The sequence below is a fragment of the Bradyrhizobium sp. Arg237L genome, assembly GCF_029990105.1.
GTDB lineage: Bacteria > Pseudomonadota > Alphaproteobacteria > Rhizobiales > Xanthobacteraceae > Bradyrhizobium.
Genome location: NZ_JAQMIL010000076.1, coordinates 34,538 through 50,042 on the forward strand (window position 1 = coordinate 34,538; position 15,505 = coordinate 50,042).

At 63.8% G+C, this 15,505-nt stretch carries 20 protein-coding genes; 9 read left to right on the top strand and 11 right to left on the bottom strand.

Going from position 1 to position 15,505, the window contains the following annotated elements:
- Window positions 1-13: 13 nt before the first annotated feature.
- Together OZ411_RS34370 and OZ411_RS34375 are read right to left on the bottom strand one after the other, a co-directional pair.
- Window positions 14-1,312, bottom strand: a complete 1,299-nt coding sequence (locus OZ411_RS34370; RefSeq protein WP_282531482.1) for an amidase — start codon at window positions 1,310-1,312, stop codon at window positions 14-16.
- An 11-nt stretch (window positions 1,313-1,323) separates the two neighbouring features.
- Window positions 1,324-2,529, bottom strand: a complete 1,206-nt coding sequence (locus OZ411_RS34375; protein WP_282531483.1) for an ABC transporter substrate-binding protein — start codon at window positions 2,527-2,529, stop codon at window positions 1,324-1,326.
- Window positions 2,530-2,642: 113 nt separating this feature from the next.
- Between OZ411_RS34375 and OZ411_RS34380 the strand changes: the two genes are divergently transcribed.
- Window positions 2,643-3,620, top strand: coding sequence for a sugar-binding transcriptional regulator (locus tag OZ411_RS34380; RefSeq protein WP_282531484.1), 978 nt, complete (start codon window positions 2,643-2,645; stop codon window positions 3,618-3,620).
- On the opposite strand, the gene OZ411_RS34385 is transcribed toward OZ411_RS34380, so the two are convergent.
- On the bottom strand, window positions 3,621-4,583 hold the full coding sequence (locus OZ411_RS34385) for a D-2-hydroxyacid dehydrogenase family protein (RefSeq protein ID WP_282531485.1): 963 nt from the start codon (window positions 4,581-4,583) through the stop codon (window positions 3,621-3,623).
- Between the two features lie 125 nt (window positions 4,584-4,708).
- Complete coding sequence (locus OZ411_RS34390) at window positions 4,709-4,897, bottom strand: hypothetical protein (protein WP_282531486.1); 189 nt, start codon at window positions 4,895-4,897, stop codon at window positions 4,709-4,711.
- 254 nt (window positions 4,898-5,151) lie between these two features.
- Here OZ411_RS34390 and ettA point away from each other — a divergent pair, with 254 nt between their 5' ends.
- The 3 genes from ettA (at window position 5,152) to OZ411_RS34405 (ending at window position 8,830) form a co-directional block, all read left to right on the top strand.
- The gene (ettA, locus tag OZ411_RS34395; RefSeq protein WP_282531487.1) at window positions 5,152-6,801 is read left to right on the top strand and encodes an energy-dependent translational throttle protein EttA; all 1,650 of its coding nucleotides are present in this window, start codon (window positions 5,152-5,154) and stop codon (window positions 6,799-6,801) included.
- Between the two features lie 108 nt (window positions 6,802-6,909).
- The gene (locus tag OZ411_RS34400; RefSeq protein ID WP_130582514.1) at window positions 6,910-7,494 is read left to right on the top strand and encodes a TIGR00645 family protein; all 585 of its coding nucleotides are present in this window, start codon (window positions 6,910-6,912) and stop codon (window positions 7,492-7,494) included.
- 136 nt (window positions 7,495-7,630) lie between these two features.
- The gene (locus OZ411_RS34405) at window positions 7,631-8,830 is read left to right on the top strand and encodes a lytic murein transglycosylase (protein WP_282531498.1); all 1,200 of its coding nucleotides are present in this window, start codon (window positions 7,631-7,633) and stop codon (window positions 8,828-8,830) included.
- A gap of 81 nt (window positions 8,831-8,911) precedes the next feature.
- Here OZ411_RS34405 and OZ411_RS34410 read toward each other — a convergent pair whose 3' ends face one another.
- Together OZ411_RS34410 and OZ411_RS34415 are read right to left on the bottom strand one after the other, a co-directional pair.
- Window positions 8,912-9,193 carry a hypothetical protein gene (locus OZ411_RS34410; protein WP_130229897.1) on the bottom strand — a complete coding sequence of 94 codons (282 nt, stop codon included), beginning with the start codon at window positions 9,191-9,193 and terminating at the stop codon, window positions 8,912-8,914.
- A gap of 239 nt (window positions 9,194-9,432) precedes the next feature.
- Window positions 9,433-9,753, bottom strand: coding sequence for a hypothetical protein (locus OZ411_RS34415; RefSeq protein ID WP_282531488.1), 321 nt, complete (start codon window positions 9,751-9,753; stop codon window positions 9,433-9,435).
- A gap of 270 nt (window positions 9,754-10,023) precedes the next feature.
- Between OZ411_RS34415 and OZ411_RS34420 the strand changes: the two genes are divergently transcribed.
- Window positions 10,024-10,287, top strand: coding sequence for a (2Fe-2S)-binding protein (locus OZ411_RS34420; RefSeq protein ID WP_282531489.1), 264 nt, complete (start codon window positions 10,024-10,026; stop codon window positions 10,285-10,287).
- Window positions 10,288-10,420: 133 nt separating this feature from the next.
- On the top strand, window positions 10,421-10,906 hold the full coding sequence (gene bfr / locus OZ411_RS34425; RefSeq protein ID WP_282531490.1) for a bacterioferritin: 486 nt from the start codon (window positions 10,421-10,423) through the stop codon (window positions 10,904-10,906).
- Between the two features lie 53 nt (window positions 10,907-10,959).
- Here the strand turns inward: bfr and OZ411_RS34430 are convergent, their stop codons facing one another.
- Together OZ411_RS34430 and OZ411_RS34435 are read right to left on the bottom strand one after the other, a co-directional pair.
- Entirely contained in the window at window positions 10,960-11,565 is a 606-nt protein-coding gene (locus tag OZ411_RS34430) for an MSMEG_1061 family FMN-dependent PPOX-type flavoprotein (protein WP_282531491.1), read from the bottom strand.
- Between the two features lie 86 nt (window positions 11,566-11,651).
- Window positions 11,652-11,897, bottom strand: a complete 246-nt coding sequence (locus tag OZ411_RS34435; protein ID WP_130582521.1) for a DUF2188 domain-containing protein — start codon at window positions 11,895-11,897, stop codon at window positions 11,652-11,654.
- 145 nt (window positions 11,898-12,042) lie between these two features.
- On the opposite strand from OZ411_RS34435, the gene OZ411_RS34440 reads away from it, so the two are divergent.
- Entirely contained in the window at window positions 12,043-12,309 is a 267-nt protein-coding gene (locus OZ411_RS34440; RefSeq protein ID WP_130582519.1) for a DUF2277 domain-containing protein, read from the top strand.
- 18 nt (window positions 12,310-12,327) lie between these two features.
- Here OZ411_RS34440 and OZ411_RS34445 read toward each other — a convergent pair whose 3' ends face one another.
- On the bottom strand, window positions 12,328-12,816 hold the full coding sequence (locus tag OZ411_RS34445) for a collagen-like protein (RefSeq protein ID WP_282531492.1): 489 nt from the start codon (window positions 12,814-12,816) through the stop codon (window positions 12,328-12,330).
- A gap of 146 nt (window positions 12,817-12,962) precedes the next feature.
- Between OZ411_RS34445 and OZ411_RS34450 the strand changes: the two genes are divergently transcribed.
- Window positions 12,963-13,211, top strand: a complete 249-nt coding sequence (locus OZ411_RS34450) for a hypothetical protein (RefSeq protein WP_282531493.1) — start codon at window positions 12,963-12,965, stop codon at window positions 13,209-13,211.
- A 4-nt stretch (window positions 13,212-13,215) separates the two neighbouring features.
- Here the strand turns inward: OZ411_RS34450 and OZ411_RS34455 are convergent, their stop codons facing one another.
- Both OZ411_RS34455 and OZ411_RS34460 read right to left on the bottom strand, forming a co-directional pair.
- The gene (locus tag OZ411_RS34455; RefSeq protein ID WP_130584245.1) at window positions 13,216-13,467 is read right to left on the bottom strand and encodes a helix-turn-helix domain-containing protein; all 252 of its coding nucleotides are present in this window, start codon (window positions 13,465-13,467) and stop codon (window positions 13,216-13,218) included.
- A gap of 161 nt (window positions 13,468-13,628) precedes the next feature.
- Window positions 13,629-14,396, bottom strand: coding sequence for an SDR family oxidoreductase (locus tag OZ411_RS34460; RefSeq protein ID WP_282531494.1), 768 nt, complete (start codon window positions 14,394-14,396; stop codon window positions 13,629-13,631).
- Between the two features lie 284 nt (window positions 14,397-14,680).
- On the opposite strand from OZ411_RS34460, the gene OZ411_RS34465 reads away from it, so the two are divergent.
- Window positions 14,681-15,121: a hypothetical protein gene (locus OZ411_RS34465; RefSeq protein WP_282531495.1), complete on the top strand. Its 441-nt coding sequence runs from the start codon at window positions 14,681-14,683 to the stop codon at window positions 15,119-15,121.
- Window positions 15,122-15,505 lie beyond the last annotated feature (384 nt).

Below are 15,505 nucleotides of genomic sequence, written 5' to 3' on the forward strand. Positions count from 1 at the left end.
GGTGATGCGACGCTCAGACCTCCGCCTCGCCCGTGCTTTCGCGGGTTGCATTCTCGAGCCAACCGGCGGCGCGCAACAAGTCGCCATCGCGCCCGTGGGCGCCTATGAGCTGGACGCCGATTGGAAGCCCCTGACGGCCTCTGAGCAGCGGCAGCGAGACGGTAGGCAGGCCGCAGAGGCTCCATGGCATCGACATCACGCCGGAGCCCGGCCCATCTTCCAGCCGGGTCGCCTCGCCCGGCGCCGACAGGGTGATCAACGCATCTTGTTCGATGAACAGAAGCGAGGCCAGTTCAAGGAGACGATCGGCCTGCGCATCGAGCGTGAGGTAGCGTGCCGCGCTGATGGTGCGGCCGGCTTCGATTCCCTGCTGCAGCGGCGCGCAATAGCGGCGGATGGTCTCAGTCGGCTCCGAGCCGAAACGATAAGCGAGATGCGGGTTGAGCAGCCCGAAGGTGACATCAAGCGCCTGATCGAATTCAAGTGGGAGTTCGACCTCGACGATGGCGGTCGGCAGTGACTGGATGAATGTCTCGAACGCCTGGCCCGCGTCGTCATCGATCAGCTTCCAGCCCGGCCCCTTCACCAGGGCAAGACGGGGCGCTGTTGCCGCAGGCTGGACAGCAGCCAACGCGGGATCGAACGCGCCGGCGAAAAGGCATGCATCCGGGATCGAGCGGGCCAACAGTCCGACATGCGCCATCCGCGGCACCAGCACATTCGATCCCGCCATCGACGTGAATCCCAACGAGGGCTTGAACGCGAATGCCCCGCAAAACGACGCGGGCAGGGTGGTCGAAGCGGTATGCTGCGTGCCGAGCGCCAGCGGCACCATGTGGTCGACGACTGCGGCCGCAGAGCCCGCCGACGACACGCCCGGCGAGCGCGACAGGTCCTTGGGATTGCGGGTCGGGCTCGGATGGTACATCCCGAATTCGGATGTCGCGGTCTTGCCGACAATGATCGCGCCGGCGCGGCGCAGCGCCGCCACGGCATCCGCATCGGCGTTTGGCCGCCGGCCGCGAAGCGTCTCGCTGCCATATTCGGACGGCATGTCGGCGGTGTCGAATACGTCTTTCACCCCGATCGGCAGGCCGTGCAGCGCGCCGAGCGGCCCACCTGATGCGCGGTGCTCGTCCGCACGCCGCGCCTGCTCGCGCGCCCGTTCCGCATCGAGGAAAGCCCACGCCTTGACCTCGGGCTCACGCGCGGCGATCCGGTCGAGGCAGGCATTCATCAAATCGAGCGCGCCTATGTCGCCCCGCTTGAGCCTGTCGGCCAGCCTGCTGGCCGACAGGTGGTTTGGAGGCATTGAGTCGGTCATCATCGAACCGAGGCCGTGATGCTGCAGCCGGATTCGGCCGCCGGGCGGAAGGCGGTCGCGGCGGGAACGGTGGCGATCCGCTCGTAATAGTCCCAGGGCTGCCGGCTCGCCGCCGGCGATTTCACGCGATAGACGCCGAGATCATAGGCGAGGCGGCCGTTCTGCTGCACGACTGCCTGCCGCCCGAACCGATCGACCGGAAGCTGGCGCATCTCGGCATTGACGATCGTGGCATCGTCGCTCTTGGCGCTTCTCGCGGCCTTCAGGAAATGCAGCACGCCGGAATAGACGCCGGCCTGTTCGCGCGTCGGCATTCGGCCGTGTTCCTTCAGGAAACGCAGCGCGAAGTCGCGCGTGCCGTCGCTGTCATCCCAATAGAACCCCGTGGTGATGATAAGCCCCTGCGCCGCTTCGAGGCCGAGGCTGTGGACGTCGGTGACGAAAGCGTGGAGCGCTGCGATCTTCTGCGTGCGCATGATGTCGAACTGGCCGGCCTGCTTGATCGCATTGACGGTGTCGGCACCGGCGCTCGCGAGCGCCACGACCTGCGCGTTCGAGCTCTGGGCGCGCAGCAACAGCGAGGCGAAATCGGCGGTGTTGAGCGGATGGCGCGCGCTGCCGAGCACTTTGCCGCCGCGCTCCTGCACCACGGCACTGGCGTCTTTCTCCAGGTCGTGGCCGAACGCATAGTCGGCAGTGAGGAAGAACCAGGACTTCTGCCCCTGTTCGGTCAGCGCCGCAGCCGTGCCGCGCGCCAGCGCGTAAGTATCGTCGGTCCAATGGGTCACGTAGGGCGAGCAACGTCCGCCGGTGATCTCGACGCTGGCGGCACCCGATACCAGGAGCGACCGCTTCTTCTCGGTCGCGATCGTCATCAGCGCGAACACCGCGCCCGAATGCGGCAGGTCGACAATGGCGTCGACGCCTTGCCGGTCGAACCATTCGCGTGCGATGGCTGAGGCGACGTCCGGCTTGTTCTGATGATCTGCGGTGATGATCTCGATCGGGACCCCGTCGATCGAGCCGCCAAAATCGGCAACCGCCATTCGCGCGGCCTTGATCGAGCCCGGCCCGCCGACATCGGAGACCACGCCGCTTTGATCGCCCATAACCCCGATGACGATCTTATTGTCTGAGAATTGAGAGAAGGCTGGCGACGTGAGTATCGAGCTAAGTGCAATTGAAATCAGGAGTTTTCGGTACATTTCGCTGCTCCGCGTGAGGTGCGGCGGAGCCTAACAATCGGCTGCTACACATATGTGACAATATTGGTACATATGTGACTTGGCTAAGCGACGAAGATTCGATGGGGAACAGCGTGACCAGACAGGCGACGGAAATCGAAACGTTCGGGCCGGAAGTGGAGAACGGGGACGCGTTGGTCGCCCGCATCTGCTGGCACTACTACAAGGAGGGGCAGACCCAGGACGTCATCGCACAGCACCTGAAAATCACGCGGAAGCGGGTCAACCAGATCCTGGGAGAGGCGCGGGAGCGCGGCGTCGTCCAGATTTCTATTGCCAGTCCCTTCGGTCCTTGCAGCGAACTTGAGGCCCGCCTCGCTGCACGCTTCAAGCTGCGCAACGCCATCGTCGTGCCTGCGCCCATTGGCGACACCGATGTCCGCAACCTCGTCGGGGCCGCCGCCGGCCACTACATCTCCGAGCACCTGCCGCCCGCCGGGACTCTCGGCATCACCTGGGGCGGCACCATCAACATGGCCGCGCAAAATCTGCGGCGCCGTTCCGGCGACGGCTGCCGTGTCGTTCTGTTGTGCGGCGGGCTTGCCGAAAGCACGGCGATCAACCCTTACGACAACGCGGCGATGATGGCACGCGCGCTGGGTGCGACATGCTACTACGTGACCGCGCCGATGTTCGCGGCAACGGCGCAACTTCGCGATGCGCTGGTTTCCAGCGAGCCGGTGCGCTCGGTTCTCGCAATGGCCGCGGAGCTGGATATCGCCCTGTTCAGCGCCATCGATCTGTCCGAACAATCGAAAGCGCTGGAATATGGCGTGATTTCGCGCGAGACGTGGCAATCGCTGCGCGACGCCGGCGCCGTCGGCGATATCTGCGGCCACTATCTCGACAAGGACGGCAACGCGGTGACGCATCCCCTGACCCAGCGCGTGATCCATCCGCCCATGCGCGATCTGAAGGCGGCGCGCGAGCGTATCCTTGCGGCCGGTGGCCTTCAGAAGCTCCCGATCATCGGCGCGGCGATCCGTGCGGGGCTCGCCGACGTCCTGATCACGGACGAACGGGTCGCGACCGCCCTGTGCGAAGATCGGTGACTACGCCAGTCGCCGCGGCGGTTCGCTGCCCTTGGTCCAGGCATCGATGCACTCGACCATCTGGCCGTAGTGGATCCCGAGGCTCTCCTGGGTCGCGTAGCCGAGATGCGGGGTGAGCACGAGGTTGTCGAGCCTGCGGAAGGGATGGTCGGCCGGCAGCGGCTCCACCGAGAACACGTCGATGCCGGCGCCCGCGATCTTCTTCTCGGTCAGGACTTCCAGCAGCGCGTTCTCGTCGACGATCGGCCCGCGCGCGGTGTTGACGAGATAGGCCGTCGGCTTCATCCGCGCGAGATCGGCGGCACCCACCAGGCCGCGCGAGCGCTCGCTCAGCACCACATGGATGGTGACGATGTCGGCGGTCGCAAACAATTCCTCCTTGCTGGCATAGCCGACGCCGGCCTCCTTGCATTTCTCGGCCGTCAGGTTGGGGCTCCAGGCGATCACGTTCATGCCGAACGCCTGTGCGAGCTTTGCCATCCGGCTGCCGAGCTTGCCGAGCCCGACCACGCCAAGCGTGCGGCCCTCGATCTCGACTCCGGCAAATGTCTGCCAGGGCTCACCTGCATGCATCCGCGCGTTTTCCCGGCCGATGCCGCGGGTGAGTTCCAGGATCAGGCCGAGCGTCAGCGCCGCGGTCGGGTCGCGGCTGTATTGCGTGCCGCACAGCACCACCTTGCGCTCCTTGGCGGCGTCCACATCGATCGCGGCATTGCGCATGCCTGAGGTCAGCAGGAGTTTCAGCTCGGGCAGCGCCGCGAACAGCGTGCGCGGGAATGCGGTGCGTTCGCGCATCGCGCAGATGATCTCGAAATCGGCAAGCGCGCTCGCGGCCGCCGCCTCGCTCGCAAACGGCTCCCTGAATACGGTGATGTCGACGCGGTCCGTGATCTCTGACCAGTCCGCGATCGAAAGTGACAGGTTGAAATAGTCGTCGAGGATTGCACAGCGCAGCCGCGTCATCGATGAACCCGTTCGTGGCGAAAGGACGGCGAAAATACCGTCAGGGGAGATCGTCATGGTTGCGCGCAATCGTCGGGTCGCGCAAGCGGAGTTCGGGAAACGCCGGCTTCAAATATCCGACAGGCTCAACTCAACCGGCTTCTGTGCTTGGCGCGCCAGGCCGGCCCGGGTCCGCGCATATAGTGCAGTTCCGGCCGGTAGGGGTTGAATGCCCTGGTGAAGAACTGGCGCCAGAAGACGCGGAGTTCGGCGATGATCTTCGCAAGGCCAGTGCGGCTGGCCCCCGGGGCGGGCAGGGACGTGCTTGTTGCCATGACACAGCCCTCCTGTTGGTCATGCGCGGCTTAGCCTGCGCAAAATGCCGTTTTCGACGCTGAAAACGAGATTTCGCCCGATTTATTAAAAGATGGTTTCAATTGTCGTCATCCTCCGTACACATGGTTTCAATCCCGTATTCATCGGGGTGAACGGATGGAAAACGCGCGGCGTGCGGTTGCGCTTTGAGGGCCCGGCGGCTACATCGGCGGCAGCAAAATTTCCACAAATCCTGCCGATTCCAGGGGACTCAATGGCCCGCCAGTTCGTCTATTTCATGCAAGGTCTGACCAAGAGCTACCCGACCCGCAAGGTGCTCGATAACGTCCACCTGAGCTTCTACCCGGACGCCAAGATCGGCGTGCTCGGCGTCAACGGCGCCGGTAAATCGACGCTGCTCAAGATCATGGCAGGCATCGACAAGGACTATACCGGCGAAGCCTGGGTCGCCGAGGGCGCCCGCGTCGGCTATCTCGAGCAGGAACCGCACCTCGATCCCAAGCTGACCGTCCGTGAGAACGTGATGCTGGGCGTCGCCAAGCAGAAGGCGATCCTCGATCGCTATAACGAGCTGGCGGTGAACTACTCGGATGAGACCGCCGATGAGATGACCAAGCTGCAGGACGAGATCGAGGCCCAGGGCCTCTGGGATCTCGACAGCAAGGTCGACCAGGCGATGGACGCGTTGCGCTGTCCGCCCGACGACGCCGACGTCACAAAGCTCTCCGGCGGCGAGCGCCGCCGAGTCGCGCTGTGTCGGCTCTTGCTCGACCAGCCCGAACTGCTGCTGCTGGACGAACCGACCAACCATCTCGACGCCGAATCTGTGTCCTGGCTCGAAGGCCATCTGCGGCAGTATCCCGGCGCGATCCTGATCGTCACCCACGACCGCTACTTCCTCGACAATGTCACGGGCTGGATTCTCGAGCTCGATCGCGGCCGCGGCATTCCCTATGAGGGCAACTATTCCTCCTGGCTGGTGCAGAAGCAGAAGCGGCTCGAGCAGGAGGGCCGCGAGGACGCGGCGCATCAGAAGACGCTGGCGCGCGAGCAGGAGTGGATCGCATCCTCGCCCAAGGCTCGCCAAGCCAAGTCCAAGGCGCGTTACCAGCGCTACGAGGATCTGCTCAAGAAGGCGAGCGAGAAGCAGACTCAGGCCGCGCAGATCATCATCCCCGTCGCCGAGCGGCTCGGCCAGAACGTCGTCGATTTCGAAGGCCTGACCAAGTCGTTCGGCGACCGCATGCTGATCGACAATCTCACCTTCAAGCTGCCGCCCGGCGGCATCGTCGGCGTGATCGGTCCGAACGGCGCCGGCAAGACCACGCTGTTCCGCATGATCACCGGGCAGGAGAAGCCCGACCAGGGCACGATCACGACCGGCGAGTCCGTCCATCTCGGCTATGTCGATCAGTCGCGCGACGCGCTCGACGGCAGCAAGACCGTTTGGGAGGAGATTTCCGGCAACAACGAGCTGATCCTGCTCGGCAAGCGCGAAGTGAATTCGCGCGGTTATTGCTCGGCCTTCAATTTCAAGGGCGCCGACCAGCAGAAGAAGGTTGGCGCGCTCTCAGGCGGCGAACGCAACCGCGTGCATCTTGCCAAGATGCTGAAGTCGGGCGCCAACGTGCTGCTGCTCGACGAGCCCACCAACGACCTCGACGTCGACACGCTGCGCGCGCTCGAAGAGGCGCTGGAGGATTTCGCCGGCTGCGCCGTGATCATCAGCCACGACCGCTGGTTCCTCGACCGCATCGCCACTCACATCCTCGCCTTCGAAGGCGATAGCCATGTCGAATGGTTCGAAGGCAACTTCCAGGATTACGAAAAGGACAAGATGCGGCGTCTCGGCCAGGATTCGATCATCCCGCATCGGGTGAAATACAAGAAGCTGACGAGGTGACGGCAGTCTAGCGACAATTTGCTGCGGCCAGTTGTCGCTTCCCACCACGACGAGATTGCGTAGATATAGCATTCCGCAATCCCAAATCCTGCCACGAGCAAATTCATAATGTCTGCCACCTCCGACGCACCCGTGCCGCCGAAGAACATACCGCTGCGCCCGGTCCCTATGCTGATCTTCGGATCGCGCTGGCTGCAATTGCCGCTTTATGTCGGGCTGATTATCGCTCAGGGCGTCTATGTCGTGCTGTTCATCAAGGAACTGTGGCACCTGTTCGCCCATGCCTTTGATTTCAGCGAGCAGCAGATCATGCTGGCGGTGCTCGGCCTGATCGACGTCGTCATGATCTCGAATCTTTTGGTGATGGTGATCGTCGGCGGCTACGAGACCTTCGTCTCGCGCCTCAACCTGCGGGGACATCCAGACGAGCCGGAATGGCTGAGCCACGTCAACGCCAGCGTGCTCAAGATCAAGCTGGCGATGGCGATCATCGGCATCTCCTCGATCCACCTGCTGCGGACCTTCATCGAGGCCGGCGCACTGACGTCGGGCAAGACCAACTACACTGAGACCGGCGTGATGTGGCAGACGATCATCCACACCGTCTTCATCCTCTCCGCGATCGGCATTGCCCTCGTCGACAAGCTCTCGAATGCGTCGATCGAAGGAGCCAAGCAGTCGGCCGGACATTGAGGGTGCGGCGGCTGTCGTGTCGTGCTAGCATCGCGTGATTAATGTCTGCCTCAAGAACAGGATAGCACTTGGATTGGACCGCTGTGTGAACAGGCCGCCCGTCTTGTCATTCCTCCGTGCGCTTGCCTTCGGCCTCCTGTTCTCGACGTCGCCCTTGGTGCCGTCAGCCCACGCCGCCGATGCCGCCTTCACCCAATTCATCGCCTCACTGTGGCCGGAGGCGCAGGCCGCCGGTGTGTCGCGCGCGACGTTTGATCGTGAGACGCGTGGGCTCGAGCCTGACTACAAGCTGCCTGATCTGATCCTGCCGGGCCGCCCGGCGACCGGCGCACCGTCCCAGGCTGAATTCGTCCAGGTGCCGGCGGATTACGTCAAGGAAGCATCGATCGCGCGGCTTGCCGTCGAGGGGCAGCGGCTGATGCAGAAGCACCGCGCTGATCTCAACGAGATCGAAAATCGCTTCGGCGTGCCGGCAACCGTGGTGCTCGCGATCTGGGGCCGCGAGACCGATTACGGCCGCTACAAGCTACCCTACGACACGCTGCGCGTGGTGGCGACACAGGCCTATGTCGGCCGCCGCAAGGACCAGTACCGCACCGAGTTCATCCTCGCGCTGAAGATCCTCGGCGAGGGCGCGGTGACGCGCCAGGAAATGCGCTCGTCCTGGGCCGGCGCCACCGGGTTTACGCAGTTTCTGCCATCCGAATACTACAAGCATGGCGTCGATCTCGACGGCGACGGCCGCATCGATATCTGGCACTCGGTGCCGGATGCGCTCGCCTCCGCCGCCCAGCAGCTCGTCAACAAGGGTTGGCAGAAGGGCGTGCGCTGGGCCTACGAGGTGAAGGCGCCGGCCAATGTCGATTGCACCATGGGCGTACCCGAGGTGACGAGGCCGGTCGGCGAATGGCTGGGCGCAGGCTTTGTGCCGGTGCGCGGACAGAAGCTCAGCGCGACGGAACAGGCGCAGCCGGCCTCGCTGTTGCAGCCCGAGGGCATCTATGGCCCCGCATTCCTGACCACGAAGAACTACTTCGTCATCAAGGAATACAATTTTTCCGATCTCTACGTGCTGTTTGTCGGCCATCTCGCCGACCGCATGACGAGCCCGGTGCCGTTCGCGACGCCCTGGTCGGCGACCACGCAATTGCGCACCGCCGACGTCGAGGCGATGCAGCGCCATCTCACGCGGATCGGTCTCTACAAGGACAAGCTCGACGGCAAGGCCGGGATGCAGACCCGCGCCGCGCTCGGCGCCTACCAGAAATCGGCAGGCCTGAAGGTTGATTGCTGGCCGAGTGAAGCGGTGCTGCGCGCGATGACGGCGGCGAGGTAGCCGTCGGCGATAAGGGCAAAGAAAAACCCGGCCTGGATGTCGGCCGGGTTTTGATTCAGTGGCTCGATGAGCCGGGTCAGCTTAGTCGCAAACCTGAACGCGACGGAAACGCCAGCCGTAGCCGTCCCAGAAGCGCTCGCGAATCATGCGGCACGGAGCTTCTTCAACGTAGACCGGCGCCGGTGCGACATAGACCGGAGCCGGACGGCTCGCAGCAATCGCGCCACCGAGCAGGGCGCCGCCAATCAGGCCGCCGGCCACGCCGGCTGCGATCTGGCCGTCTCCGGCCTTGGCAGCCGGCGCGACAGCCAGCGAACCGGCAATCGTTGCGACCGCGACGAAGGCAGCTAATGTCTTCTTCATGTCTTGGGCTCTCCTGGATGGCGCCTTCAGCCGACGCCGGGTTTAACGCTTAACGATGACTCGCACGCTGGTTTCGAAATCCCGTGTCGCAAAAAGAGCGCACAACAGTCAATCGAAAGTAAACGTCAGCGCGCTAATGGCCTGAAAAAAACGGTTTTTTCTGGCCATAAGCCGTTCAGCTTCCGGAAAAGCGGGGTTTTCCGGCATCCTGTGCGAGATTTAATGAAGGTGAATGCGCGTTAATAGCAGACGCGCACGTTGCGCACCCGCCAGCCATAGCCGTCCCAGAAGCGCTGGCGCTGCCAGGCGCAGGGCGGCCCGTACTCGTAGGGGCCGGCGACGTAGTAGCCGGGGCCAGGACCGTAGGAATACCCGGGACCGTAGGAGTAACCGGGACCGTAGTACCCGTTCTGCGAAGCGATCGCCCCGCCGATCAGGGCGCCACCGATCAGTCCGGCCGCGACGCCCGCGGCAACGCCGCGCTGCGCATGCGCCGGAGGTGCTGCCACGAGCGCGCCTGCCAATGCAATGGCGGCAAATCCGAGCAATGTCTTCCTCATGGCCTCACCTTTCTTCAAGTCATCCCTTTTGGGGCACTGGTCCTGACCAGAGTTCCACATTTCCCCTTGACGATCAATCAACGCCGCGGCGGATCGCCCGCCAAGTGATAGCCGGCGTGCCGTGCGATGACGCGGATCACACTTAGAGCCATTCCAATTTACCTCCATCATCAGTTTGGAATTGCTTCAAATTCCGGTTTTTCCCTTTGCGTCGCTTGCTCGCCTTCAATATTTCTTATGTCAGCATCACCGACCGGACCCGCCTCTTCGATGATCGTTTGTTCCTGTAATGTCCTCAGCGACCACGACGTCCGCAGTGCCGTGAGCGTCGGCGGGTCCTTGCCGCGAAATGCCAAGCAGCTCTATGGCTGCCTTGGCTGCAGTGCAGAATGCGGCCGCTGTGCCCGCACCATCAAGACGATCATTGACGAGGCGCTCGGACCGTGCGCCAAGGCCTGCTGCAGCGGCTGCCCGCACAGCCACGAGACAGTCGACGAAGCCGCGAACACTGAGTTCGCGCTCGCGGCCTGCTGATCCGCCGGATTTCCCCAGATCTCTTCCCAGGTGCCCTCCCAGAGGAGGGTTGCTCTTGTCCATAATCTGATTTAGAAGCGTTCTAAAGTTGGAATCGGGCCCGCTTTGGGCCTTTAAGCATTTGGAGTGGACTATGCAGGGCGACCCTAAGGTCATCGAATATCTCAACAAGGGCCTGCGCAGCGAACTCACGGCGATCAACCAGTACTGGCTGCACTATCGCATCCTGAATAACTGGGGCCTCCTGGAGATGGCGAAGGTCTGGCGCAAGGAATCGATCGAGGAGATGCACCACGCCGACCGCTTCACCGACCGCATTTTGTTCCTCGACGGCTTCCCCAACATGCAGGTGCTCGATCCCTTGCGGATCGGCCAGAACGTCCAGGAGATCATCGAGTGTGATCTCGCCGCCGAGATCGGCGCCCGCGCACTCTACCAGGAAGCCGCCACCTACTGCCACGGCGTGAAGGACTATGTGAGCCGCGATCTGTTCGAGGACCTGATGAAGGACGAGGAGCACCACATCGATTTCCTCGAGACCCAGCTCGACCTGATCCAGCGCATCGGCCTTGAGCTCTACACCCAGAAGCACGTCGGCCACCTCGAGAGCGAGCACTGAGCGCTGGGCGTTTTCACCCTCCCTTCAAGAGAGGGTGACATGGGCGCCAGCCGTCAGAGCTGCGTCTTGTAGCGCTCTTCCACCACCGCCTGGCTCTCCGGCTCGCCGAGCGTGGTCTGGTCGTGGATCACTTCGCTGATGCTCGGGAATACCTTGCGCTCGACGCGCGTGTCCGCCGACCACAGTTTCGAGCGCATCAAGGCCTTGCCGCAGTGGAAATAGGCTTCCGTCACGTCGACGCGCAGCACCGCGCGCGGCGGCTTGCCGAATTCCACCATCGAAGCCAGGAGCTCCGGATCGGACGAGAGACGTCCCTTGCCGCCGACGCGCAATGTCTCGTCGATCCCCGGCACGAAGAAGATGAGCTGCAGAAAGCCCGAACCCTCGACGATGTTCCGGAAGCTGTCGATGCGGTTGTTGCCGGAGCGGTCCGGCATCAACAACAGGTTCGGCGAGGCGACGCTGACGAAGCCCGGATTGCCGCCGCGCGGGGAGGCATCGACGCTGCCGTCGGAGCCGGAGGTCGCCAGCACGCAGAACGGCGACATGCCGATGAACTTCCTCGCATGCACATCGATCTCTGGCCGCGCCTTCGCGATTACGCGCGCAGTCGGCTTTTGATAGATCGAGGCGAGGTCGGCAGCGGCAAGGTCGGTCACGGGCGATCTCCGGATGTCGTATTTGCGACAAGCGTATCATCGCGAAATTCCGCCGTCATCCCGCGCTGAAAGAGGCATGCTCAGCCTCAGCCGCGATCCTCGACATCCGTCTCGGGGCGGTCGCTGCCGGCGGCGGTCTCGGTGTGCCATTGTCCGTCAGGGGTTTCATACTCGATCGCCTCGGTGCGGCCGGGCACGCGCTGCTCGGCCGCCACACGTCGGGCGGCGGCCAGCGCAGCGGCATGGGTCGCGAACGGTTCGGAGAACACGCCGTCCACGGTGTAGGCCCATCCGCCGTCATGTTCGACGATCTTGTAGATCACATGGCTCATCGGGAACTCGCTTTGCGTTGCGGCCGGGAGGGGTGAAGCCACCGGCGCTTTCATGACAGAATAGGCGATGATGTCGGAATTTCCATGGACCAATCGTCCTTGGGCTAAGGCAACGGACCCGGGCCGCCGGTGACAGGAGTAAAGCATGTGCCGCAACATCAAGACGCTGTTCAATTTCGAGCCGCCCGCGACCGAGGACGAGATCCACGCTTCCGCACTGCAATTCGTGCGCAAACTGTCCGGTTTCAACAAGCCGTCGCAGGCCAATGAAGCTGCCTTCGATCGCGCGGTCGCCGAGGTCTCGGACGCCGCGCACCGGCTTCTCGTTTCGCTACACACCACGGCACCGGCGCGCGACCGCGAAGTGGAGGCGGAGAAGGCAAAGGAGCGCTCGCGGCTGCGGTTCGGGTGAGCCGCGCCGGCTGGCGGCCTATTTCTTGTCCTTGTGCTTCTTCTTTTTCTTGTCCTTGTGATCCTCGTCTTCATCGGGATCGTCGAGGTCAGCGGGTTGCTCGGCCACGGCCGCAGCCAATGCTTCGCGCTCGGCCGCCTCCTGCTCGCGCTGGCGGCGATAGTCTTCCCAGGCGTCGAAGATCATGTGCAGCCACGGCATCACCTGTTCGATCGAAGGCAGTTGCCCGGGCGGGCCCGGCTCGCCGCGCGGACCGGCCGGACCCTGCGGCCCGGCGGGACCATGCGAACCGGGCGCACCCTGCGGGCCCGGTTCGCCCCGCTTACCTTGCGCACCAGGCTTGCCCTGCGCTCCCGGCTTGCCTTGCGGGCCGGGCTTGCCGCGCGCCCCGTCGGGGCCGCGCCGGCCGGGATGTCCCTGCGGTCCCGGCCGTCCCTGTTCGCCGGGCCGGCCGCGTGGGCCCTGTGCGCCCGCTGCTCCGCGCCGGCTGGAAGCATCATCGGCCACTGCTGCACTCCGAATGAAATTGCGCCCGCGCGTTCTTAGCGGCGTTTGGCGACCGCTTCAATTCCGCGAGCGGATTGATCAACATCAATGATGCAATCGCGCTCCATGGCATCGTCACGATGTGATGGTGGAACGGGAGCGAAGCCATGAACGCAGGCTGGAAGATCTTCTTGCTGTCGCTGGCCCTGTTCGCGATTGCCTTCGGTGCCGAGCGGCTCCTTGTCCCCGACATCGTGCCGATCGGCTTTGCCGAGGAGCCGCAATTGCTGTTGTCGGTCCAGACCGCGTTCGTGCTGCGCGCCATCGAACTGATCGCCGGAAGCGTCGCTGCGATCTCGCTCGTCATCACCCTCGGCGCCTGGGTGAGGACGCGCAGCACGCGATCGCACGCGTAGGCGCCTAATCGCTCGGCGCGGGCACTTCGATTCCGTCAGCCGAATAGCTCCTGATCTTGTTGCGCAATGTGCGTACGGAAACGCCGAGCACGCGCGCGGCGCGCGTGCGGTTGCCATTGCAGCGGATCAGGGTTTGCAGCACCAATTCGCGCTCGACCTCGCCGACGGTGGCTCCGATCAGGAGCGGCACGATTTCGTTTGGGGCCAGTGAGGACGCCGGAATCTCCGGCAGGGGCTGCGTGGACACATAGGACATGACACCTCCCGAGCAACGCCCGTTCGCAACATCGCGAATCGGAAACATCGAGAACGAACAAACCCCTGGCCCGCGCGAGACGGTGGCCGCAGATGGTTAACAAACGATTAACGCGATCGCTGCCATCCACATTTCCGCATGGGTTCCCGCGTGCGCCATGCTCACACCGCCCGGTAGCCGCCATCCACCATCACGATCGATCCCGTGACATAGGCCGACAGGTCGGAGGCGAGGAAGATCGCAGGCCCCACGATATCCTCCGCCTTGCCGGCGCGGCCGAGCGGAGTGTGCGCGACGAAGGTGTTCGCGAGTTCCGGATTGCTCGCGCGCGTCTGCGCGTTCAGCGGCGTCTCGATGAAGCCGGGGCCGATTGCGTTGACGCGCACGCCTTCCTTGCCGAGCTCGGCGGCGAGCGCGCGGGTGAAGCCGAGCACGCCGTGCTTTGAGGCTGTGTAGGCGGGCGAGCTCGGCGTGCGCACATGCACGAAGGACTGGATCGATCCGATATTGACGATGCGTCCCTTCGTGGCGCGGATCTGCGGCAGGAAGGCATGCGTCACGTTGAAGACGCCGGTGAGGTTGATCGCGATGACGTCTTCCCAATCCTTGATCACGGCCTCGTCTGCGCCGAGCATGCCGTTACGTCGCGCAATCCCGGCATTGTTGACGAGGATCGAGACTTGCCCGATCTTGCCGGCGATCTCCTTTGCAAGCGCGACGCAATCCTCGCGCCTGGTGACGTCGAGCGCAAAGCTGTCGGCTTGGCCGCCGGCGTCGCGGATCTCCTTCGCCGCTTCCGCCGCCGCGCTCTTGATGACATCGAGCAGCACCACGCGTGCGCCTTCGCGTGCGTAGCCGGCTGCGATCGCGCGGCCGATGCCGGACCCCGCGCCGGTGATGACGGCGATATGATTTTCGAGAAGGGCCATGGATGTTTCCTCTTTCCTGGTTCTTGAACGCCGCCGCGAAGGCTAATTCAAAACGCGAGCAAACGGAAAGCCCTTGCTGGGAATTTGTAGGGTGGGCAAAGCGCAGCGTGCCCACCGTCAAGCACTCGACTCGGAATGGTGGGCACGCTGCGCTTCGCCCACCCTACGCATCTACGCATCCTGGCTACGCATTCTCGCCCATCCAGCTTCCGGGCTACACTTCGCAATGTGCGAATCGATCCGCGCCGCCATTGATGACTCAAGAAAATCCTGGAGACTTTCATATGAAAATGCCATCCGCCCTTCGTGCCGTGCTGGTCGCGCTCACCGCTATCGCCGGCGCCACTCTCTCCTCGATCGCCCATGCCGACAGCGGCACTGTCTCGCTCACGATCTACAAGGCGGGCTGGATCATCGGCGGCTCCGGCGGTGGCGGCGTGCTGAATTTTCATGGACGCAGATATCCGCTCTCGGTCGGCGGCCTCGACTACGGCCTGGTGTTCGGCGGCTCGAAGACGGTGCTGCGCGGCCGCGTCAGCAACATCAACCGCCCCTCTGATGTCGCTGGCGTCTACGGCGCAGCCGGCGCGGGCCTTGCAATCGGCGGCGGCGCCCGCGCCATCGTGCTCACCAACCAGAAGGGCGCCGTGCTCGAACTCGCCGGCCACCATGTCGGATTGATGGCGAACGCCGATTTGAGCGGGCTCGCGATCACGATGAAGTAGCGCGTCTACCTGCTCCATCTGCGCTTCTCTCGCGCTCACACCGTTGTCGTCCCCGCCTAGGGCGCAATTGCGCCCGGGGGGCGGGGACCCATAACCACAGGGAGGAGTTGTGGCGGCAGCAAGCGGTTGCAGCGGAGCATACAACAACGGCCTGTGGTTATGGGTCCCGGGTCCCGGCTACGCCAAGAGGCTTCGCCGCGGCGCGGCAAGCCCGGGACGACGTGGGGAGAGTTCTGATTCAACTGTCAAACAGCGGAGTGGATGTGAGTCTGCGTTCTCGCGGCATGAGATGCCCGAGCTTTGCTTCACTTTTCACCCTCCTCGATATCAGAGGGCGCAGGGAAAGCCGGGTGCCGGTTGCACCCATGGGTCCCGTGCAACAAA

Coding starts and splice junctions, on each gene's coding strand:
- OZ411_RS34400 (WP_130582514.1), top strand. CDS start 6,910: ATGTCTGCCACCTCCGACGCACCCGTGCCGCCGAAGAACATACCGCTG.
- OZ411_RS34440 (WP_130582519.1), top strand. CDS start 12,043: ATGTGCCGCAACATCAAGACGCTGTTCAATTTCGAGCCGCCCGCGACC.
- ettA (WP_282531487.1), top strand. CDS start 5,152: ATGGCCCGCCAGTTCGTCTATTTCATGCAAGGTCTGACCAAGAGCTAC.
- OZ411_RS34460 (WP_282531494.1), bottom strand. CDS start 14,396: ATGGCCCTTCTCGAAAATCATATCGCCGTCATCACCGGCGCGGGGTCC.
- OZ411_RS34465 (WP_282531495.1), top strand. CDS start 14,681: ATGAAAATGCCATCCGCCCTTCGTGCCGTGCTGGTCGCGCTCACCGCT.
- OZ411_RS34385 (WP_282531485.1), bottom strand. CDS start 4,583: ATGACGCGGCTGCGCTGTGCAATCCTCGACGACTATTTCAACCTGTCA.
- OZ411_RS34435 (WP_130582521.1), bottom strand. CDS start 11,897: ATGAGCCATGTGATCTACAAGATCGTCGAACATGACGGCGGATGGGCC.
- OZ411_RS34450 (WP_282531493.1), top strand. CDS start 12,963: ATGAACGCAGGCTGGAAGATCTTCTTGCTGTCGCTGGCCCTGTTCGCG.
- OZ411_RS34390 (WP_282531486.1), bottom strand. CDS start 4,897: ATGGCAACAAGCACGTCCCTGCCCGCCCCGGGGGCCAGCCGCACTGGC.
- bfr (WP_282531490.1), top strand. CDS start 10,421: ATGCAGGGCGACCCTAAGGTCATCGAATATCTCAACAAGGGCCTGCGC.
- OZ411_RS34370 (WP_282531482.1), bottom strand. CDS start 1,312: ATGCCTCCAAACCACCTGTCGGCCAGCAGGCTGGCCGACAGGCTCAAG.
- OZ411_RS34410 (WP_130229897.1), bottom strand. CDS start 9,193: ATGAAGAAGACATTAGCTGCCTTCGTCGCGGTCGCAACGATTGCCGGT.
- OZ411_RS34415 (WP_282531488.1), bottom strand. CDS start 9,753: ATGAGGAAGACATTGCTCGGATTTGCCGCCATTGCATTGGCAGGCGCG.
- OZ411_RS34455 (WP_130584245.1), bottom strand. CDS start 13,467: ATGTCCTATGTGTCCACGCAGCCCCTGCCGGAGATTCCGGCGTCCTCA.
- OZ411_RS34420 (WP_282531489.1), top strand. CDS start 10,024: ATGATCGTTTGTTCCTGTAATGTCCTCAGCGACCACGACGTCCGCAGT.
- OZ411_RS34375 (WP_282531483.1), bottom strand. CDS start 2,529: ATGTACCGAAAACTCCTGATTTCAATTGCACTTAGCTCGATACTCACG.